General features: G+C 63.3%; 21 protein-coding genes and 3 pseudogenes. 15 read left to right on the top strand and 9 right to left on the bottom strand.

Translation table 11 applies throughout. The features are described from left to right. Nucleotides 1-35 precede the first annotated feature (35 nt). Nucleotides 36-329: a hypothetical protein gene (locus ABX75_RS02030; RefSeq protein WP_034095695.1), complete on the bottom strand. Its 294-nt coding sequence runs from the start codon at nucleotides 327-329 to the stop codon at nucleotides 36-38. 108 nt (nucleotides 330-437) lie between these two features. Between ABX75_RS02030 and pbpC the strand changes: the two genes are divergently transcribed. From pbpC to ABX75_RS01985, 9 genes and pseudogenes are all read left to right on the top strand, one after another. Then, nucleotides 438-2,780: a peptidoglycan glycosyltransferase PbpC gene (pbpC, locus tag ABX75_RS02025; protein ID WP_047881379.1), complete on the top strand. Its 2,343-nt coding sequence runs from the start codon at nucleotides 438-440 to the stop codon at nucleotides 2,778-2,780. A 53-nt stretch (nucleotides 2,781-2,833) separates the two neighbouring features. Then, nucleotides 2,834-3,052, top strand: coding sequence for a hypothetical protein (locus tag ABX75_RS02020; RefSeq protein WP_034095696.1), 219 nt, complete (start codon nucleotides 2,834-2,836; stop codon nucleotides 3,050-3,052). An 86-nt stretch (nucleotides 3,053-3,138) separates the two neighbouring features. Beyond that, nucleotides 3,139-3,324, top strand: a pseudogene (locus ABX75_RS02015) (hypothetical protein); the annotation flags it as partial. 86 nt (nucleotides 3,325-3,410) lie between these two features. Beyond that, a pseudogene (locus ABX75_RS29325) lies at nucleotides 3,411-3,627 on the top strand (hypothetical protein); the annotation flags it as partial. 125 nt (nucleotides 3,628-3,752) lie between these two features. Continuing rightward, nucleotides 3,753-4,061, top strand: a complete 309-nt coding sequence (locus ABX75_RS02005; RefSeq protein ID WP_034095697.1) for a MazG-like family protein — start codon at nucleotides 3,753-3,755, stop codon at nucleotides 4,059-4,061. Continuing rightward, nucleotides 4,054-4,803: a methyltransferase domain-containing protein gene (locus ABX75_RS02000; RefSeq protein ID WP_047881376.1), complete on the top strand. Its 750-nt coding sequence runs from the start codon at nucleotides 4,054-4,056 to the stop codon at nucleotides 4,801-4,803. Before ABX75_RS02005 ends, ABX75_RS02000 begins: the two co-directional genes overlap by 8 nt. Before the next feature lie 24 nt (nucleotides 4,804-4,827). After that, nucleotides 4,828-5,430, top strand: a complete 603-nt coding sequence (locus ABX75_RS01995; RefSeq protein WP_034111600.1) for a DUF4136 domain-containing protein — start codon at nucleotides 4,828-4,830, stop codon at nucleotides 5,428-5,430. Nucleotides 5,431-5,475: 45 nt separating this feature from the next. Next, nucleotides 5,476-6,033 carry a DUF4136 domain-containing protein gene (locus tag ABX75_RS01990; protein WP_034095700.1) on the top strand — a complete coding sequence of 186 codons (558 nt, stop codon included), beginning with the start codon at nucleotides 5,476-5,478 and terminating at the stop codon, nucleotides 6,031-6,033. A gap of 67 nt (nucleotides 6,034-6,100) precedes the next feature. Then, nucleotides 6,101-6,280: pseudogene (locus tag ABX75_RS01985) on the top strand (response regulator); the annotation flags it as partial. 14 nt (nucleotides 6,281-6,294) lie between these two features. Here ABX75_RS01985 and ABX75_RS01980 read toward each other — a convergent pair. Together ABX75_RS01980 and ABX75_RS01975 are read right to left on the bottom strand one after the other, a co-directional pair. Then, a complete protein-coding gene (locus tag ABX75_RS01980) occupies nucleotides 6,295-7,143 on the bottom strand; it encodes a MaoC/PaaZ C-terminal domain-containing protein (RefSeq protein WP_047881375.1) in 849 nt (282 codons plus the stop codon). 2 nt (nucleotides 7,144-7,145) lie between these two features. After that, nucleotides 7,146-8,498, bottom strand: coding sequence for a 3-oxoacyl-ACP reductase (locus ABX75_RS01975; RefSeq protein ID WP_034095702.1), 1,353 nt, complete (start codon nucleotides 8,496-8,498; stop codon nucleotides 7,146-7,148). A gap of 117 nt (nucleotides 8,499-8,615) precedes the next feature. Between ABX75_RS01975 and ABX75_RS01970 the strand changes: the two genes are divergently transcribed. Both ABX75_RS01970 and ABX75_RS01965 read left to right on the top strand, forming a co-directional pair. Continuing rightward, the gene (locus tag ABX75_RS01970) at nucleotides 8,616-9,893 is read left to right on the top strand and encodes an acetyl-CoA C-acetyltransferase (protein WP_034095703.1); all 1,278 of its coding nucleotides are present in this window, start codon (nucleotides 8,616-8,618) and stop codon (nucleotides 9,891-9,893) included. 135 nt (nucleotides 9,894-10,028) lie between these two features. Then, on the top strand, nucleotides 10,029-10,928 hold the full coding sequence (locus ABX75_RS01965; RefSeq protein ID WP_034095704.1) for a PA4780 family RIO1-like protein kinase: 900 nt from the start codon (nucleotides 10,029-10,031) through the stop codon (nucleotides 10,926-10,928). 755 nt (nucleotides 10,929-11,683) lie between these two features. On the opposite strand, the gene cueR is transcribed toward ABX75_RS01965, so the two are convergent. From cueR to ABX75_RS01950, 3 genes are all read right to left on the bottom strand, one after another. Further along, nucleotides 11,684-12,085: a Cu(I)-responsive transcriptional regulator gene (gene cueR, locus ABX75_RS01960; RefSeq protein ID WP_034095719.1), complete on the bottom strand. Its 402-nt coding sequence runs from the start codon at nucleotides 12,083-12,085 to the stop codon at nucleotides 11,684-11,686. Further along, entirely contained in the window at nucleotides 12,082-14,283 is a 2,202-nt protein-coding gene (locus ABX75_RS01955) for a cation-translocating P-type ATPase (protein ID WP_047881374.1), read from the bottom strand. Before ABX75_RS01955 ends, cueR begins: the two co-directional genes overlap by 4 nt. Nucleotides 14,284-14,349: 66 nt before the next feature. Continuing rightward, a complete protein-coding gene (locus tag ABX75_RS01950; RefSeq protein WP_047881373.1) occupies nucleotides 14,350-14,730 on the bottom strand; it encodes a hypothetical protein in 381 nt (126 codons plus the stop codon). A 148-nt stretch (nucleotides 14,731-14,878) separates the two neighbouring features. On the opposite strand from ABX75_RS01950, the gene ABX75_RS01945 reads away from it, so the two are divergent. Together ABX75_RS01945 and ABX75_RS01940 are read left to right on the top strand one after the other, a co-directional pair. Next, the gene (locus ABX75_RS01945) at nucleotides 14,879-15,070 is read left to right on the top strand and encodes a heavy-metal-associated domain-containing protein (protein WP_034095722.1); all 192 of its coding nucleotides are present in this window, start codon (nucleotides 14,879-14,881) and stop codon (nucleotides 15,068-15,070) included. A gap of 85 nt (nucleotides 15,071-15,155) precedes the next feature. Next, nucleotides 15,156-16,349, top strand: coding sequence for a multidrug effflux MFS transporter (locus ABX75_RS01940; protein ID WP_034111610.1), 1,194 nt, complete (start codon nucleotides 15,156-15,158; stop codon nucleotides 16,347-16,349). 9 nt (nucleotides 16,350-16,358) lie between these two features. Here ABX75_RS01940 and ABX75_RS29320 read toward each other — a convergent pair whose 3' ends face one another. The 3 genes from ABX75_RS29320 to ABX75_RS01930 form a co-directional block, all read right to left on the bottom strand. Then, nucleotides 16,359-16,532 (bottom strand): hypothetical protein, encoded by a 174-nt coding sequence (locus tag ABX75_RS29320; protein WP_167389858.1) that lies wholly within the window; start codon nucleotides 16,530-16,532, stop codon nucleotides 16,359-16,361. 145 nt (nucleotides 16,533-16,677) lie between these two features. After that, nucleotides 16,678-17,691 (bottom strand): zinc-binding alcohol dehydrogenase family protein, encoded by a 1,014-nt coding sequence (locus ABX75_RS01935; protein WP_034095724.1) that lies wholly within the window; start codon nucleotides 17,689-17,691, stop codon nucleotides 16,678-16,680. Nucleotides 17,692-17,715: 24 nt separating this feature from the next. Then, nucleotides 17,716-18,009 (bottom strand): putative quinol monooxygenase, encoded by a 294-nt coding sequence (locus ABX75_RS01930; RefSeq protein WP_034111612.1) that lies wholly within the window; start codon nucleotides 18,007-18,009, stop codon nucleotides 17,716-17,718. Between the two features lie 104 nt (nucleotides 18,010-18,113). On the opposite strand from ABX75_RS01930, the gene ABX75_RS01925 reads away from it, so the two are divergent. Together ABX75_RS01925 and ABX75_RS01920 are read left to right on the top strand one after the other, a co-directional pair. Beyond that, nucleotides 18,114-19,043: a LysR family transcriptional regulator gene (locus tag ABX75_RS01925; protein ID WP_034095726.1), complete on the top strand. Its 930-nt coding sequence runs from the start codon at nucleotides 18,114-18,116 to the stop codon at nucleotides 19,041-19,043. 134 nt (nucleotides 19,044-19,177) lie between these two features. Beyond that, nucleotides 19,178-19,867: a helix-turn-helix transcriptional regulator gene (locus tag ABX75_RS01920; protein ID WP_034095727.1), complete on the top strand. Its 690-nt coding sequence runs from the start codon at nucleotides 19,178-19,180 to the stop codon at nucleotides 19,865-19,867. Nucleotides 19,868-19,883 lie beyond the last annotated feature (16 nt).

Below are 19,883 nucleotides of genomic sequence, written 5' to 3'. Positions count from 1 at the left end.
GCCCCCTCCCACAGGGGGCTGTGGCGTGCTTAACGTTAATGCACGACCCAACTGAGCAGCCACAGGCCGAGCATCAGCCAGATGATGCCCATGATTATCGACGCCCGCATAAAGGCGCGTACGGCCGAGTAGAGCAGCATCAGGCCGATGATCAGGGTGATGATGCTGATGATCGAAGTGTCCATGCCCAAGGTGCGGGACAGGCCTTCGACGAAGTTGCTGCCGGCGTGGGTCAGGGCGCCGAACAGTCCGCTGAGGCCGTCGACGATAAAGCGGATGACGGAACCGAGCGCCTGGCCCAGCCATTCGAAGAAGCTTTCTACCTGCATATATGTGTCCTGATCAGAAGGTGGGCGGGTGTGTGCCTTTGGTTGTTATTGCAGCGGGCTAGTTCCCCACAAGCATAGAGGTTTGCCGGTTTGAGGTTTCGTTTATTCATGGCTGGATTCACTCGGCTCCCACGGTTGCTGCGCTGGTTTTTGGGTGCTGTGCTGTCAGTCGTTGCGCTGCTGTGGCTGGCTGACCGCATCTGGCCATTGCCGCTGCCTCAGGATGATTTGGCGCGGGTGGTGCTGGCCGAGGATGGCACGCCGTTATGGCGATTTGCCGATGCCGACGGCGTGTGGCGCTATCCGGTGCAGACCAGTGAGGTGTCGCCGTATTACCTCGATGCGCTGCTCACCTATGAAGACCGCTGGTTTTATCAGCATCCGGGGGTGAACCCGCTGGCGTTGGTGCGGGCGACCTGGCAGAACCTGGCCGGGGAACGGGTGGTGTCGGGTGGCAGCACCCTGTCGATGCAGGTGGCGCGCCTGCTGGACCCGCACTCACGCACCTTGCACGGCAAGTTGCGTCAGTTGTGGCGCACAGCCCAGCTGGAGTGGCACCTGTCCAAGGCCGAGATCCTCAACCTGTACCTCAACCGTGCGCCCTTCGGTGGCACCTTGCAGGGCGTGGCGGCGGCCAGTTGGGCGTACCTGGGCAAATCCCCGGCGCAGTTGACCCACGCCGAGGCCGCGTTGCTGGCGGTATTACCACAGGCGCCCAGCCGCCTGCGCCCGGACCGCCATCCGCAACGTGCGCAGCAGGCCCGCGATAAGGTGCTGCGGCGCCTCGCCGAATTCCAGGTATGGCCGCAAACGGCGGTCGATGAAGCCCTGGAAGAACCGCTGCTGCTCGCTCCACGCCAGGAGCCCAGCCTGGCGCCGTTGCTTGCGCGACGCCTGAACCGTCCCGACAGCCCGCCGTTGATCCGCACCACCCTGGACGCCTCCTTGCAGCGCCGTCTGGAAGACCTGCTGCTGGGTTGGCGCGCGCGTCTGCCGGAGCACACCTCGGCTGCGATCCTGGTGGTAGAAGAAGAAACCATGGCGGTGCGCGCCTACTTGGGTTCGGTGGACATCAACGATGCCAGGCGCTTCGGGCATGTGGACATGGTCAGCGCCTTGCGCTCGCCAGGCTCTACCTTGAAACCCTTCCTGTACGGCATGGCGCTGGACGACGGCTTGATTCATTCCGAGTCGCTGCTGCAGGACGTGCCTCGGCGCTACGGCGATTACCGCCCGGGCAACTTTTCCATGGGCTTTACCGGTGCGGTGCCGGCGAGCACGGCGCTGTCCAGTTCCCTCAACCTGCCGGCGGTGCAGTTGCTGGAAGCCTACGGGCCCAAGCGTTTTGCCGCGCAGATGCGCATCGGCGGCGTGCCCCTGGCGCTGCCGGCGCTGGCCGAGCCGAATTTGGCGCTGATCCTGGGCGGCGCCGGCAGCCGCCTGGAGGATCTGGTGAGCGGCTACAGCGCTTTCGCCCGCGACGGCAAGAGCGCCACTTTGCGCTTTCAACCGGACGATACGCTCAGAGAACGGCCGTTACTGTCGCCAGGCGCCGCCTGGATTGTGCGGCGCATCCTCAGCGGCCAGGCCCGGCCGGACCGCGACCCGCGCGCCGAGTTGGTCCAGCGCCCGGTGCTGGCCTGGAAAACCGGCACCAGCTACGGCTTTCGCGATGCCTGGGCGATTGGTGTGGGGCCGCGCTACTTGATCGGCATCTGGATCGGCCGCCCGGACGGCACGCCCGTGCCCGGTCAGTTCGGTCTGGCGTCGGCGGCGCCATTGATGCTGCAAGTGCACGATGTGCTGACCAACCGCGACAGCCAGCGCGGTATCAGCGCGCCGGTCAAAGTGGTGCCGGCCAATGTCGGCGTGGCGGCGATCTGTTGGCCGCTGGGCCAGCCCATGAGCCGCGCCGACCCCAATTGCCGACGCCAGCGCTTTGCTTGGACTCTGGACAACACCACGCCGCCGACCTTACAGGCATTGGATCAACCGCTCAGCGTAGGGCTGATGGAAAACGTGTGGGTCAACGCCAAAGGCTTGCGAGTGGATGCCCACTGCCCCGGCGCGCAGGCCAGGAATATCGCCCTATGGCCCGCGCCGCTGGAGCCCTGGTTGCCCAGGGCCGAACGCCGTGAAGCGCGCATTCCTGCGGCCGACCCGGACTGCCCGCCACCGGCCTTGGCGGCCTCTTCACCGCTGTCGATTGTCGGCGTGCGCGAAGGCGACCAACTGCGCCTGCCGGCCGACAGCCAGCAGGCTTTGCAGCTGAAGCTATCCGCCCTGGGCGGCAGCGGCCGGCGCTGGTGGTTCCTCAACGGCGCGCCACTGGGCGACAGTGCCAACCAGGACAGCATCAGTGCCAGTTTCGAGCGCTTGGGCCGCTACCAGCTCAGTGTGCTGGATGAGGCCGGTCAAACCGCCAGGCTTGAATTCAGCGTGGTGGATTAGGGCCTCATCGGGGGCAAGCCCCCTCCCACTTTTTGATAGGTGAATGCATTCAAATGTGGGAGGGGGCTTGCCCCCGATGGCGACCTGAAGGCGACCCACTGCGCCTGCCGGCCGGCAGCCAGCAGGCTTTGCAGTTGAAGCTATCGGCCCTGGGCGACAGTGCCAACCAGGGCAGCATCAATGCCAGTTTCGAGCGCTTTGGCCGCTACCAGCTCAGTGTGCTGGATGAAGCCGGTCAAACCGCCCGGCTTGAATTCAGCGTGGTGGATTAGGACCTCATCGGGGGCAAGCCCCCTCCCACTTTTTGATAGGTGAATGCATTCAAATGTGGGAGGGGGCTTGCCCCCGATGGCGGCCTGAAGGCGACCCACTGCGCCTGCCGGCCGGCAGCCAGCAGGCTTTGCAGTTGAAGCTATCGGCCCTGGGCGACAGTGCCAACCAGGGCAGCATCAATGCCAGTTTCGAGCGCTTGGGCCGCTACCAGCTCAGTGTGCTGGATGAAGCCGGTCAAACCGCCCGGCTTGAATTCAGCGTGGTGGATTAGTACCTCATCGGGGGCAAGCCCCCTCCCACTTTTTAATATGTGAATGCATTCAAATGTGGGAGGGAGCTTGCCCCCGATGGCGGCCTGAAGGCGACCCACTGCGCCTGCCGGCAGCCAGCAGGCTTGCAGTTGAAGCTATCGGCCCTGGGCGACAGTGCCAACCAGAACAGCATCAATGCCAGTTTCGAGCGCTTGGGCCGCTATCAGCTCAGTGTGCTGGATGAAGCCGGTCAAACCGCCAGGCTTGAATTCAGCGTGGTGGATCAGGACCTCATCGGGGGCAAGCCCCCTCCCACTTTTTGATAGGTGAATGCATTCAAATGTGGGAGGGGGCTTGCCCCCGATGGCGGCCTGAAGACCATCCCAGGTGATTCACTTGCCTTCAACGCTCATCCCCCCGAAGCTATACACCTTCAGGAGCCCGCCCCATGAACCTCGAACACCTCACCGAACGCCTGCATCGCATCCGCGATACCAACGACTGGAAACAGTTTCACAGCCCGAAAAACCTGGCCATGGCCGCCAGTGTGGAAATGGCCGAGTTGGTGGAAATCTTCCAATGGCTCACCGAAGACCAATCCCGCCAATTGCCCGCCGACAAACTCGCCCACGCCGGCCAGGAAGTCGGCGATATTGTGTTGTATCTGTTGTTGCTGTGCAGTGAGCTGGGCCTGGACATGAACGAGGTGGTGCGCGCCAAACTGGCCGACAGCGAACGGCGGTTTATCCATGAGTGACCGTCACTTCGACCAACTGGCCACGCGCTTTGCCGAAAAAATCTATGGCGGCGCCAAAGGCGCGATCCGCCTGGCGGTGTTGCAGGCCGACCTGGCTGAAGCCTTGCCGCAACGCACGTTGCGCGTGCTGGATATCGGCGCCGGGCTCGGGCATATGTCCCTGTGGCTGGCCGAGCGTGGGCATCAGGTGACGCTGGCCGAACCCGCCGCGCCGATGCTCGAAGGTGCTCGCCAACGCTTCGCCGAAGCCGGACAGAGCGCTATCTTCATTCACGCACCGTGGCAGGAACTGCTCGGCCAGCTCACCGAACCCTACGACCTGGTGCTGTGCCACGCCGTGCTGGAGTGGCTGGCCGAACCCCACGCCATTCTGCCGGTGTTGCATCAGCTGACCGCGCCGGGGGGCTGGTTGTCCCTGGCGTTCTACAACCGCGATGCGCTGATCTACCGCAACCTGCTCAAAGGCCATTTCCGCAAAATGCGCAAGAACGACATGGCCGGCGAAAAGCAAAGCCTTACTCCGCAACAGCCCCTCGACCCGCGAGAGCTGGCGGCGCAACTCGAAGGGTTGTGGCAGGTCGAAAGCCAAAGTGGCGTGCGGGTGTTCCACGACTATATGCCAGTGGAGTTCCAGGCCCGCGCCGCCTTGCAGGATCTTGTCGAGATGGAGCTCGCTCATCGTCGTCACCCAAGCTTTGCCGGACTTGGGCGTTATTTGCACTGGATCTGCCGTCCGGTTTAAGCGGTTCAGTCTGCGGAGGTCGAAATGCGTCGTCTGTGTTTGATCCTGCTGTCCCTCGGGCTCGGAGCATGCTCCAGCCCCAACCCTTACGTGGCCGCTTCGGCCCCGATCCCGCCGGCGCCGCCCCAGGCCGCCACCACGTTCGATGCCAGCGCCTACCCGGCGCCGGTGCGTGACTACGGTGCTTACCGCAATTGGGCTTGGCGCAATGGCCAACTGCCGGCGGGCACGGCGTGGGCCGATTCGGCGCAGATCGCCGAAGCGGTCAGCGGGGCCCTCGACCAGCGCGGCCTGCGCCCGCTGCATGACAACCGCCCGGCGGACCTGCTGGTGAGCGCCGATGTTCGCCAGGAGAAGCGCCTGCGCCAAGTCCAGGATGATTACGGCTATGGTTACGGCGGCTATAACCGCTATGGTCCAGGCTACGGCATGTATAACAGCGTGCCGGTGGTGCGCACCTATGAAGTGCAAGTGGTGGTGGTTCGCATCAACCTGTTCGATGCCCGCAGCGGCCAGCCGGTGTGGAGCGCCAGCGCGGAAACCAGCAGCCAGGGCAGCCTCAGCGAGCGGGCCGATGCGCTGCGCCAGGCGGTACAAAAGGCCATGGCCGCGTATCCGCCGCGTTAACCGCTATTCTCATTTAACGTGTCTGCCGCTTTTTGGAGAACCACCATGTTTCGTCGTATCGCTACGCTTGCGTTTGCTGTGCTGCTGAGCGGTTGCCAGACCAGCCAAGTCAACCACGACTTCGATGCCAGCCGGGACTTCGGTGCTTACCGCAGTTGGGCTTGGAAAGACCCCGCCCTGCAATACCGCCCCGATGATCCGCGCATCAAAAGCGACCTCACCGAGCAGCGCATCCGCCAAGCCGTCGGCGAGCAACTTGACCAGCGCGGCTTGCGCCCGGCCGCTGCCGGCGCCAAGGCAGACGTGAACGTACAGGCTTACCTGATCGTCGAAGACCGCCAGCAGCAAGTCACCACCAACTACGGCGGCGCCTGGGGCGGTCCATGGAACGGCTATTGGGGCGCGCCGATGTACAACGAAACCCGCAGCGTCACCTATAAAGTGGCGACCATCCAGATCGACCTGCTGGACGGCAGGGACGGCAAACTGGTGTGGCGCGGCAGCGATGAACAACTGATGAGCAGCACCCCGAACCCGCAAGACCGCAATAACGCGATCCGCACCACGGTCACGCGCATCCTCTCCAGCTATCCGCCCCACTGATCGATCACCGGGGGCTGCGCGGCAGCCCCCGTATCTTTGTCTTCATTCCACCGACCTACGGACAGTACACGCGGACCGCTCGCACTTGCCGGTGATCGTTATGTCCGGTCATGCCGAGATGGATGAACTCAGCGACTTGCTGCGCTTGCAAGTGCTGGACCTGTTTCGCAAACCGATCTATCTGGCGCGGCTGGTCGATACGTTGAACAGCCTGCTTCCCAAACACGTCACAGGGTTCAAGCCTTGAGCGGCCAACGGTGCTCAGCCGATGGGCTGCCACCTGCCGACCATATGCTCAATCCCGCCCGCACCGTTTAACACCCACTCGCCACTAGAACCGGCGGCGCTGGCCGATAGGTGCACTTCGCTGGGCAGCCGCACCGGTTTTCTGAACTCCACAAACAGTTCGATATTGGCCGCAGGCAGATGCTCACCCAGGGCCGCCAGGCTGCGCGCCTTGTTCCATAAACCATGGGCGATGGCCTGGGGAAACCCGAACAGTCTGGCGGTGGGGGCGCTGAGGTGGATCGGGTTGTAGTCGCCGGACACCCGTGCGTAGCGGCGGCCGATGTCGCTGGGGGCGTTCCAGCGCGTCAGTTCGCTGACCTGGGCGGGCGTGGGCAGAGGCTCATCCTCTGCCGGGCCTGACAGCTTCACGCCTCGGCACAGCATGCGGCTCTCGCCTTCCCACAGCAGGCCGAGGGCGTCCTCGACGGTGGTGATCAGGTCGAACGTCGCGCCTTTGGCGTGTGGCTTGAGGTTCTGTGCGTGCACGCCAATCCACAGTTCGCCCACGCCGCCCAAGGGGCGGTGCACGCGAATGCGGTTACTCAAGTGGATCAGCCCGAGCAGGGGAAACGGGAACGCTTTGTCGGTGAGCAATTGCATCTGCACGCCGAAGGCGAGGATATGCGGGTAAGTGGCCGGCAGCATCGGGCTGTCGGCAAAGCCGCACACCTTGCGATAGGCCGCCACCGCCTTGGGATCGACGCTGACCCGGCAGCGCAACCCCAGGTCGGGCAGGCTGGTGCCGCTGATCTTGCGCTTGAGCGCTGCACGCCAATACAGCGGCGACAGGAAAGGTCGGTTGCTTAAGGTCTGCCACTGCATGCTCACGCTCCCAATAGACTTTGCCCACACACCCGCAGGGCTTGCCCGCTGACCGCGCCGGAGCCCGGCTGGCCTAGCCACGCCACGGCCTCGGCGACGTCCTGAGGCAACCCGCCCTGGCCCAACGAACTCATGCGCCGCCCGGCTTCGCGCAGGGCGAAGGGAATATGCGCGGTCATCTGGGTTTCGATAAACCCGGGCGCGACGGCATTGATACTGATGCCTCGCGCCTTGAGCAACGGCGCCCAGGCTTCGGCCAGGCCGATCAAACCGGCCTTGCTCGCCGCGTAATTGGTTTGCCCGCGGTTGCCGGCGATGCCGCTGATGGAGGCCAGCAGCACCACGCGGGCGTTGTCGCGCAGTGTGCCGCTGTCTAGCAGGGCTTTGGTCAGTACTTGCGGCGCATTCAGATTGACCGCCAGCACGGCATCCCAATATTCCGGGGTCATATTGGCCAGGGTCTTGTCGCGGGTGATGCCGGCGTTATGCACCAGAATGTCGAGACCCTCGGGCAGGTGTTCGATCAACTGCGTGGCAGCGTCTTCGGCGCAGATATCCAGGATGACGGTGCGCGCCCCCAGGCGTGCGGCCAGGGCTTCCAGATCGGCCTTGGCCTGGGGCACGTCGAGCAGGATCACCTCGGCACCGTCGCGGGCCAGGGTTTCGGCGATGGCCGCGCCGATGCCACGGGCGGCGCCGGTGACCAGGGCCTTGCGCCGCGCCAGGGGGCGGGTCCAGTCCTCCACTGGGGTAGCGCAGGCTTGCAGGCGAATCACCTGGCCTGAAATGTAGGCACTCTTCGGCGATAGGAAGAAGCGCAGCGCGCCTTCCAGTTGCGCCTCGGCGCCGTCGCCGACATAGAGCAACTGCAACACGCCGCCATTGCGCAGTTCTTTGGCCAAGGAGCGGCTGAAGCCTTCCAGGGCGCGCTGGGCACTGGCGGCAAACGGATCGCTGAGGCTTTCCGGAGCGCGGCCGAGAATCACTAGGTGGGCGCTATGGTCGAGATTTTTCAGCAGCGGCTGAAAGAATTCGCGCAGTTGCTTGAGCGAATCGGTGTGCTGCAGGCCGCTGGCGTCGAACACCACCGCTTTGAGCTTGGGGCCATGGCCGGGGATCCATGTGGGGGCGTCCAGCGGTTCGGCGCCATAGCTGTAAATGGCATCGGTGAGTTTGTTGGCGAACGGCAGCACCTGGGCCGCCAGTGCGCCGCCGCCGAGCAGCAAGGCGCCCTCGACCGGCCGCAGGCGCCCGGCCTGCCAGCGTTCCAGGCGTCCCGGCGACGGCAGGCCAATGGCGGCGACCAGGCGCTGGCCGAGGCTGGAGTTGGCGAAGTCGATATAACGGTCAGACATGGAACGCTCTCCGAAGGCTGGGGTTCAAAGGGTTGACCATCCCAGGGTAGCAGTCGTTCGACTAGGCTTATCCTTCCAGGCCACGGCGGCCGGCCCACCACACACAGGGAGCTTTCCATGACTCAATTGCGGCGTGTAGCGATCATTGGCGCAAATCGCATTCCTTTCGCCCGCTCCAATGGCCCCTACGCTACTGCGAGCAACCAGGCGATGCTGACGGCCGCCCTGGAAGGTTTGATCGAACGCTACAACCTGCACGGCTTGCGCCTGGGCGAAGTGGCCGCCGGTGCGGTACTCAAGCATTCGCGGGATTTCAACCTGACCCGCGAATGCGTGCTGGGCTCGCGCCTGTCGCCGCAAACCCCGGCCTACGACATCCAACAAGCCTGCGGCACCGGGCTGGAGGCGGCGCTGCTGGTGGCCAACAAAATCGCTCTGGGCCAGATCGAATGCGGCATTGCCGGCGGCGTGGACACCACTTCCGACGCGCCGATCGGTGTGAATGAGGGGTTGCGCAAGATCCTGCTGCAGGCCAATCGCAGTAAGTCGATGGCGGATAAATTAAAAGTCCTGTTACAACTTCGTCCCCATCACCTCAAGCCTGAGCTGCCGCGCAATGGCGAACCGCGTACTGGCCTGTCCATGGGCCAGCACTGCGAATTGATGGCCCAGACCTGGCAGATCCCCAGGGCCGAACAGGACCAACTTGCCCTTGAGAGCCATCAGAAAATGGCCGCCGCCTACGCCGAAGGCTGGCACGACGATCTGATCACGCCGTTTTTGGGCCTGACTCGCGACAACAACCTACGCCCCGACCTGACGCTGGAGAAACTCGCCGCCCTCAAACCGGCCTTTGAACGCAGCGAGAAGGGCACCCTCACCGCCGGCAATTCCACGCCACTGACCGATGGCGCCTCCCTGGTGCTGCTGGGTAGTGAGGCGTGGGCTCAGGAACGTGGCCTGCCGATCCTGGCTTACCTGCGCGATGGCGAAGCGGCTGCGGTGGATTTCGTCAACGGCGCCGAAGGCTTGCTGATGGCGCCGGTGTATGCGGTTCCGCGCCTGCTGGCCAGGAACGGTCTGACGCTGCAGGACTTCGATTACTACGAGATCCACGAAGCCTTCGCCGCCCAAGTGTTGTGCACACTCAGGGCCTGGGAAGATGCCGATTACTGCAAGACCCGTCTGGGCCTCGACGCGCCGTTGGGCGCCATCGACCGCAGCCGGCTCAATGTCAAAGGCAGCTCCCTGGCGGCGGGGCATCCGTTTGCCGCCACCGGCGGGCGCATTGTTGCCAACTTGGCCAAGTTGTTGGAGACGGCGGGCAAGGGCCGTGGGCTGATCTCGATCTGCGCCGCCGGCGGGCAAGGGGTGACCGCGATCATTGAGCGTTAACGATGCCCCGGAATTGGCCTATTGGTTGCATTCTTAAACGGGCAAAGATCAGTCGCCTCTCCCACCCGCGAGCCGATTGCCGTATAACGAGTGCCATACGCGTATTTGGTAACAAAGGACCCACAATAAAAGCTGATGAAGACTCCTAAACGCATTGAACCCCTGATCGAAGACGGTCTGGTCGACGAAGTGCTGCGCCCACTCATGAGTGGGAAAGAAGCAGCTGTTTATGTGGTGCGCTGCGGCAACGAATTGCGTTGCGCCAAGGTTTACAAGGAGGCGAACAAACGAAGTTTTCGTCAGGCATCCGAATACCAGGAAGGCCGTAAAGTCCGTAACAGCCGCCAGGCCCGCGCTATGGCCAAGGGCTCAAAGTTCGGCAAGAAGGAAACCGAAGACGCCTGGCAGAACGCCGAAGTCGCGGCGTTGTTCCGCTTGGCCGGTGCCGGTGTGCGCGTGCCGCAGCCGTATGACTTCCTCGAAGGCGTGCTGCTGATGGAGCTGGTGGCCGATGAGTATGGCGATGCCGCCCCGCGTCTGAACGACGTGGTGCTGGAGCCGGATCAAGCCCGCGAGTATCACGCTTTCCTGATTTCCCAGATCGTGCTGATGCTGTGTACCGGCCTGGTGCACGGTGACCTGTCCGAGTTCAACGTGCTGCTCACGCCGACCGGCCCGGTAATCATCGACCTGCCCCAGGCGGTGGATGCGGCGGGCAACAACCACGCATTCAGCATGCTGGAGCGGGATGTGGGCAACATGGCTTCCTACTTCGGACGCTTCGCCCCGGAGTTGAAAAAAACCAAGTACGCCAAGGAAATGTGGGCGTTGTATGAAGCCGGCACCTTGCACCCTGGCAGCGTCTTGACCGGTGAATTCGACGAGCCGGAAGAACTGGCGGACGTGGGTGGTGTGATCCGCGAGATCGAAGCGGCGCGGCTCGATGAAGAGCGTCGCCAGGCGATTCGGGCGGCGGATGACGCGCCGTCGAGCAAAGTCCCCGACGAACCGCCACCGCCGCCTTGGATGCAATAGTCTGCGGCTGCATGCAGATCAACAGGTGGGAGGGGCGGTGCGACGATTCGACTTGCCCCCGGCGGCACAGGTATCTACACACCTTCGGTAGAAAACATAACCTGAGAAAGTGAGATTTTTTGTGGTGAGCAGGCTTGCCCTGCGCTGGGCTGCGAAGCGGCCCTGAAACCTGCAACCGGTTTTGCCTGATACGCCACAGTGTACGGAGAGGGGGCCGCTCCGCGCCCCAGCGCAGGGCAAGCCTGCTCACCACAGCGTTATGTGTTCGCCTTTAAAACTTTAAGATATCTATGCCCCGAAGGCAGCGTTTCAGTCACCGCAACGGCTGGCTGATCCACCGCTGTCGGGCAAGCTCTCTCCCTCATTGGGATGCAATATTCTGCGGCTGCATGCAGATCAACAGGTGGGAGGGGCGGTGCAACGATTCGACTTGCCCCGGCGGCACAGGTATCTACACACCTTCGGTAGAAAACATAACCTGAGAAATTGAGGTTTTTGTGGTGAGCAGGCTTGCCCTGCGCTGGGCTGCGAAGCGGCCCTAAAACCTGACAACCGGTTTGGCCTGATACGCCGCAGTGTGCGGAGAGGGGGCCGCTCCGCGCCCCAGCGCAGGACAAGCCTGCTCACCACAGCGTTATGTGTCCGCCTTTAAGACTTGAGGATACCTATGCCCCAATGGCAGCGTTTCACCGCAACGGCTGGCTGATCCACCGCTGTCGGGCAAGCTCTCTCCCACATTGGTTTTGCGTATGGCCTTAGGAGCAGCAAGAGCCGGACGCCAGCTCCTTGAGGATCGGACAATCGGGCCGATCATCGCCTTGGCAGTGTTCCACCAGGTCCTGCAAGGTGTCGCGCAGTTGGCCCAGTTCCAGGATCTTCTGATTCAACTCGTCGATATGCTGGCGCGCCAAGGCTTTTACGTCGGCGCTGGCGCGGTGGCGGTCTTGCCACAGGGCCAGCAGTTTGCCGACCTCTTCCAGTGAAAACCCCAGATCCCGCGAGCGTTTGATAAACGCCAACGTATGCAGGTCCTCCGCGCCGTACACGCGGTAGCCGCTGTCGGTGCGGTGAGCCGCTTTCAGCAGGCCGATGGATTCGTAATAGCGAATCATCTTGGCGCTGAGCCCACTCTGACGCGCGGCTTGGCCGATGTTCATGGGTGTCGATCCTCCAAATCCTTGGGTTTCCAGGTTTTCAACAGCAAGGCATTGCTCACTACGCTGACGCTGGACAACGCCATCGCCGCGCCCGCCAACACTGGGTTGAGCAGGCCGAAGGCCGCCAGGGGAATGCCAATCAAGTTATACACAAAGGCCCAGAACAGGTTCTGCCGGATCTTGGCGTAGGTCTTGCGGCTGATCTCCAGCGCGGCCGGCACCAGGCGCGGATCGCCGCGCATCAGGGTAATGCCGGCGGCATGCATGGCCACATCGGTGCCGCCGCCCATGGCGATGCCGATATCGGCGGCCGCCAGGGCCGGGGCGTCATTGATGCCGTCGCCGACCATCGCCACCACGCCGGTTTTTTTCAGCGCGGCGACGGTGGCGGCTTTGTCGGCGGGCAGCACTTCGGCATGCACATCGTCGATGCCCAGCGCCTGCGCCACCACCTGCGCACTGCCGCGATTGTCGCCGGTGAGCAGATGGCTGCTGATGCCTTGAGCCGTGAGCTGCCCCACGGCCTGCAACGCACCGGGCTTGAGGGTGTCGCCAAATGCGAACAGCCCCAGCACCCGCGGTTGCCCGCCTTGCTCGATCAACCAGGACAACGTGCGACCTTCGGCCTCCCAGGTCTGAGCGGTTTGCGTCAGATCGCCAGGGTTCAGGCCGCTGTCTTCCAGCAGGCGACGATTGCCCAAGGCCAGTGGCCGGCCATCGAGGGTGCCGGCGATACCGCGCCCGGTCAGGGATTGGCTGGCGCTGACATCGGCAACGTTCAGCCCCTGTTCGGCGCAGGCTTCCAGCACTGCGTTGGCCAATGGGTGCTCGCTGCCGCGTTGCAGCGCGCCGGCTTGTTGCAACAGTTGGGCTTGATCGCCATCCACCGCGATCATATGCGCGATTTTTGGCGTGCCGGAGGTGAGGGTGCCGGTCTTGTCGAACACTACGGCGCTGACTTCATGGGCACGTTCCAAGGCCTCGGCGTCCTTGATCAGAATGCCGTGTCGCGCGGCGACGCCGGTGCCGGCCATGATCGCGGTCGGCGTGGCCAGGCCGAGGGCGCATGGGCAGGCGATCACCAGTACCGCGACCGCATTGATGATGGCGGTTTCCAGCGGCGCGCCGTACAGCCACCAGCCCACCAGCGTGATCAGCGCCAGCACCAGCACGGTCGGCACAAACACCTGGCTGACTTTATCCACCAGTTTCTGGATCGGCGCCTTGGCGGCCTGGGCGTCTTCTACCAAACGGATGATCCGCGCCAGGACGCTCTCGGCGCCCAGCGCGGTGGTGCGCACCAACAGGCGGCCTTCACCGTTGATGGCGCCGCCGGTGACCTTATCGCCCGGTTGTTTCGGCACGGGCAAGCTCTCGCCGCTGATCAGGGCTTCGTCGGCATGGCTCTGGCCTTCGATCACTTCACCGTCCACCGGGAAGCGTTCGCCGGGTTTGACGCTGACCACATCGTTGAGGGACAGGGCGTTGATCGCCACCTCTTGTTCATGGCCATCGCGCACGCGGGTGGCGCGCTCGGGGCGCAGGGCTTCCAGGGCGCGGATGGCGCTGGCGGTCTGGCGCTTGGCGCGGCTTTCCAGGTATTTGCCCAGCAGGATCAGGGCAATCACCACTGCGGAGGCTTCGAAATACAGGTGCGGCATGCTGCCGGCGGGGGCGTTGAGCCATTCGTACAGGCTCAGGCCGTAACCGGCGCTGGTGCCGATGGCCACCAGCAAATCCATATTGCCCGCCCCGGCGCGCACGGCTTTCCAGGCGGCCACGTAAAAGCGCGCGCCGAGGATAAATTGCACCGGGGTGGCCAGGGCGAATTGCACCCAGGCCGGTAGCATCCAATGTAGGCCGAACGGCTGCACCAGCATCGGCAGCACCAGGGGCAGCGCCAGCACGATGGCCAACAGCAAGGCCCAGCGCTCGCGGTGCAGGCGCTGAGCTTGATCGGCGGCGGTGCGGGTTTCGGTCTGCGGCAGGCTGGCGCTGTAACCGGCCTTGTCGACGGCGGCGATCAGCACGCTGGGGTCCATCTGGCCGAGGACTTCGACGTGGGCACGTTCATTGGCCAGGTTGACGCTGACGCTCTGCACCCCCGGCACCTTGCCCAGCGCGCGCTCGACACGCCCGGCGCAACTGGCGCAGGTCATACCGCCGATGGGCAGGTCAAAGGTGGTGGTTCCATTCATGGGGCAATCCTCCAAGAGAAGTGGCCCCTAGGATCAACCTTGTCCTGTGGGTAAGGTCAAGCGCCTTCAGTATTCCAATGCCGCAGGCTTGAGGTACATGCCGTCCGGGCCTTGGGCGATCCGCAGTTTGCGTACGTCTCCGGCCTTCAACGTGATGTTCTGCGCCGGCGGTGCCAGCAGACCCGGCAAGCAGCCCGGCGCCTGGCCCGGCAGCAACTTGAGGCGCAACGACAGATTACCCGCCGGCAAGTTGAACGAGGTGGACTGCTCTTGGAACAGCCGGCCGGCCAACTGGTCGTTGAGGTACAGGCCAATCTCGCAATTGCTCGGCACTTCCAGGCGTTCCCGGGAAATGATCAGCACCGCATAGTCTTCTGCGGCCAGGGCCTGGGGCGCGGCGGCAGACAAGCTCATCAGGCCCACAAGGCCAAAAAACGACCAGCGCATGGCGAGTACTCCGTGGTTCACAGCTTGAGAAAGTTGAAGCTTGGCCGACGTGGCCGCCGAATACCAGCCCGGCCGATTTCTCAGGAACTTGACCTTGCCATCGTGGCAAGGTCGAGACTGGGTCCAACCTCATCAAAGGAGTCATGTCATGCAAGTATTCACTGTGGAAGGAATGACCTGCGGCCATTGCGTCAAAGCGGTGACCCAAGCGGTACAGAGCCAGGACCCAACAGCCGAAGTGAAGGTGGACCTGGCGGCGAAGCAGGTCAGCGTGCAGAGCCAGCTGAGCCGTGAAGCGATTGCCGGGCTGATCAAGGAGGAAGGCTACAGCGTCGTCTGAAATTTAATAGTTAGCGAGCTATCGTAATGTTCAAGGCACCCAAGCACGGCTAGACTGTCGGGCTGCCGACTCACTTGGGTGCCTGATGAACCTTCGCATAATTCTGATCCTGGGTGCCCTGAGCGCCTTCGCTCCACTGGCGATCGATTTTTACTTGCCGGGTTTTCCGGCGATGGCCACCGCGTTTGCCACCGATGAAAAACATATCCAGCTGACGTTGGCGGTGTATTTCGCCGGCCTGGCTATCGGCCAATTGATCTACGGCCCCCTGGCAGACCGTTTCGGTCGGCGCGGGCCGCTGCTCAGCGGCGTGACCCTGTTTACCTTGGCCTCCTTCGCCTGTGCCTTTGCGCCGTCCCTGGAGTGGCTGATCGGCGCGCGCTTTGTGCAAGCCCTGGGTGGCTGCGCGGGCATGGTGATTTCCCGCGCGGTGGTCAGCGACAAATGCGATGCCGTGGGCTCGGCCAAAGTGTTCTCCCAACTGATGCTGGTGACCGGCCTGGCGCCGATCCTCGCGCCGCTGGCCGGTGGCTTGATGGTGGGGTTGTGGGGCTGGCAGTCGATCTTCCTGGCGTTGTCGATCTTCAGCGTGATGGCGGCAGTCGCCGTGGCGGTAGGGTTGCCGGAAACTTTCCCGGCCCACCAACCGCGCCAGCCATTGTCCGGCTCGCTGCGTCGTTATCTCGGGTTGCTGTCGGACCGGGTCTACCTCGGCTATGCCCTCACCGGTGCGCTGTCGATTGCCGGAATGTTTGCCTACATAGCCGGTTCACCTTTCGTATTTATCAAACTCTACGGCGTGCCAGCCGAGCATTACGGCTGGGTGTTCGGCTCCAACGCCGCCGGTTTTATCCTGGTGGCTCAGCTCAATGCCCGACTGTTAGCCAAACGTGGCCCGGCATTTTTGCTGTCGCGCACAGTGTGGGTGTACGTGGCGGCGGCGCTGACGCTGCTGGGAGTGGCCGCGCTGCGCACCCAAGCGTTGTGGCCTCTGCTGATACCACTGTTTATCTGTATCGCCAGCCTGGGTTGCATACTGCCTAACACCTCGGCCTGTGCTATGGCAGGCCAGGGTGCGCGGGCCGGTAGTGCTTCGGCATTGCTCGGTTGTATTCAGTTCGGCGTGGCGGCGGGGGCGGCGTCGTTGGTGGGGGCGTTGCACGATGGCACAGCGATGCCGATGGCGATGGTCATCAGCTTGTGCGGGCTATTGGCGGTGACAGTGGCCATGTCGACCTTGCGCCTGCAACGGGCCAGGGCCGTGCAGGCGCAGGGCTGACCGAGGGGGTCAGCCAGCGGCGGCGCGCTGCTGGTTGACCCGGAAATTGTGCGGCGCCTGAATGCGCGCTTGCAGGGTCTCGGCAAAGGCGCGGGCCTCGGCTTCACTGCGGAAGGTAATGGTTCTCTGGTCCAGACGGACCTCCCATTGAGATTTTGCTAACGCTTTTATCAGGATCTTCATTGCTGACTTCCTCACGTAAAAGAATCGTGGCAAAGGCGGCCAATATAAACCCGAATGCGCTCGCAAATATGACAAAGGTCAACTGTCTGACTAGCGGCGTCGTCCATCACTCACACGAGTAACAGACGACGCCTACAGACCTGTTTCAGAAACCTTCCAACACGATCTTGCCTTTGGCCTTGCCGCTCTCCAGCAACGCGTGAGCCCGACGCAGATTGGCCGCGTTGATCGCACCGAAGTGCTCGCCCACGGTGGTTTCCAGCGTGCCGGCGTCGATCAGTTCAGCCACGCGATTGAGCAGGTGGTGTTGTTCGATCATGTCCGGCGTCTCGAACATCGAGCGGGTGTACATAAACTCCCAATGCAGCGACAGGCTCTTGCGCTTGAGCTTGCTGACGTCCAGTGCCTTGGGGTCGTCGATCAGCGCGAGCTTGCCCTGAGGTTGCAGCGCTTCGACCAACTGATCCAGGTGGTGCTCGGTCTGGGTCAGGCTGGCGACATGGGTCACTTGCGCTTCGCCGGCCTGTTGCAAGGCTTGGCTCAGCGGCTGGCTGTGGTCGATCACCCGATGGGCGCCCAGTGCTTTGGCCCATGCCTGGGTTTCCGGGCGCGACGCGGTGCCGATCACCTTCAATGCCGTCAGTTGCCGGGCCAGTTGGGTGAGGATCGAACCCACACCGCCGGCGGCGCCGACGATCAGCAGGCTCTGGCCTTCATCTTCCTTGCCCTCGCGAATCTGCAGGCGCTCGAACAGCAGTTCCCAGGCCGTGATAGCGGTCAGCGGCAGCGCGGCGGCTTCGGCAAAGTTCAGGCTCTTGGGCATATGCCCGACGATGCGTTCGTCCACCGTGTGCAGTTCGCTGTTGCCGCCCGGGCGGGTCAGGGAGCCGGCGTAGAACACCTTGTCGCCAGCTTTGAAGAGGGTCACGTCGCTGCCGACCGCCTTGACCACCCCGGCGACGTCCCAGCCCAGCACCTTGGCAGCGCCGTGTTCGGGGGCGACGTTCTGGCGCACTTTGGTGTCCACCGGGTTGACCGAGATGGCTTTGACTTCTACCAGCAGGTCGCGGGGGCCGGCGACGGGGGCCGGCAATTCGATGTCTTGCAGGGACAGGGGATCGTTGATGGGCAGTGACGCGTAGTAGGCAATGGCTTTCATGGAGGCTCCGGAAAATAGCGGTGATCAGGCGAGAAAATTCAGGCGTTTGAGTTCGAAATGTTCGAGTACCTGCGCCGCCTCGGCGCGGAAGTGCTGGATATGCGCACTCTGGTCGTGGGCGGCCAGGGCTGCGTCGTCGCGCCAACGTTCGAGCATGTAGAAGGTCCCGGGGTGTTGCTGGTCCTGATGCAGGTCGTACTGCTCGCAGCCGTCTTCACGGCGTGTGGGTTCAAGCAGACCGCGCAGCAGGGTTTCCAGGGCGGCCTGTTGGCCAGGTTTGGCGATCAGTGTGGCGATCACGTTAAAGGCAGCGGACATAAGCGACTCCTGGCACGTTAAACACGGGGTGGGCTGATGATTGGCTATTTCCCGCCATCATAAAAGCGGCTAAAACAGAGGGCTGTTTCAACGGAATTTTGATAATGCTGCGCTTCGATGATTTGCAATTGTTTGTACGTGCGGCGGACTTGGGCAGCCTGTCGGCAGCGGCGCGGGTGATGGACCTGTCGCCGGCGGTGGCCAGTGCGGCGCTCAAGCGCATTGAGCAGCAGTTGGGCGCGCGTTTGCTGGCGCGCTCCACCCGCAGCCTGCGCTTGACCGCCGAGGGTGAAGGGTTCCTAGAGTATGCCCGTGCTGCGTTGGGTTCCTTGGATGAGGGGCGGCGCTTGCTGGCCAGCGGTCAGGACCATGTCAGCGGCGTGCTGCAACTCTCGGCACCGTCGGACTTTGGCCGTAACCAATTACTGCCCTGGCTGGATGAGTTCCAGCGTGAACATCCGCAGCTCAACGTGCGCCTGTTGTTGGGTGATCGAATCGCCGACCTGTTTCGCCAACCGGTGGATATCGCCCTGCGCTACGGCGAACCCGAGGACTCCAGCCTGGTGGCGCTGCCCGTGGCGCCGAGCAACGTGCGTGTGCTATGCGCCGCCCCCAGTTATTTGGCGCGTCACGGCGAACCCCGTCACCTGGAACAACTGGCTCAGCACAATTGCCTGCTGTACATGCTCGGTAGCCGCGTGCATGACCATTGGGCGTTTCGCGACGGTAAGCGCGACATCAGTCTGACGGTCAGCGGCGACCGTTTCAGCGACGACGCCGATGTGGTGCGGCGCTGGGCGGTGGCCGGGGTGGGCATTGCCTACAAATCCTGGCTGGATGTGAGCACCGACGTGCTCGCCGGGCGCCTGCGCTTGATCCTCCCAGAGCTGCGCGGCGAGCCCACACCGCTCAATCTGCTGTGTGCCCACCGGGCGCAATTGAGCAAACCCGTCAACTTGCTGCGGGACATGCTGGTCACCCGTTGTGCGAACTTGACCGCGCAAATGCCGGAGCCAGCAGGGGCTGGGCAATAGCCTCCACCACAGCCAGAAATTTCACTCATGTTCTGTCCCTATTCGCGCTGTCAGACGCCGCGGAACCGGCCCATGGCGCACCTATACTTTGGCGCCAACCGCAGCAGAAAAGTGATTTAACAGGGAGTGAACCGATGGAAGCAGCACCTTGTATCAGTCAGATCGCCGGCTTGCTCGCCGAGCCGAAACGCGCCGCCATGCTCTGGGTTTTGATGGACGGCTCCGCTAAAACTTCAGAAGAACTCGCCAGGTTGACCGGGCTCTCGCCAGCGTCGGCCAATGCGCATTTGGCGCGGCTCACCGGCAGTGGCTTGCTACGGGCCGAGGCGCGGCGTGGCAAGCGTCTGTTTCGGGTGGCCGCCGCCGATGTCAGCCTCGCCATCGATGCGTTGGCCAGTACCACCCTGGCCAGTGCCGCCCGTGCCGCGCCCTGTTCGCCGGAACCGACGCTGTTGGCGCCGCCGTCACTGCGTCGGGCGCGACTGTGTCACGGCCATCTCGGCGGCGAGCTGGCGGCGGGGTTGTACGAGCGCATGATGGAGGCGAGGTGGATCGAGCGTTATGAACAACGCACCGATGTCACCGTCAAGGGGGCCCAGCAACTGGCGAACTTGGGCATTTTCACCCAGGCACTAAGCTCGCCGCTGACCTGCGATTGTTTCGACTGGAGTCAGCAGCATCCGCACTTGGGCGGTGCGCTGGGGGCGGGGTTGCTGCAATTGTTTCTGCAATCGAACTGGGTCAGCCTGATCAATGATTCCCAGGCGCTACAGGTCAGTGAGATCGGGCAGCAGGAAATCGACCGCCTGGCTGCGCCTGAATAGTCGTGGCGTCGTTGAG

Origin of the sequence: Pseudomonas sp. ARP3 (assembly GCF_001029595.1) — a bacterium.
GTDB lineage: Bacteria > Pseudomonadota > Gammaproteobacteria > Pseudomonadales > Pseudomonadaceae > Aquipseudomonas > Aquipseudomonas rhodesiae.
This window is presented reverse-complemented; position numbering and strand designations above follow the sequence as displayed.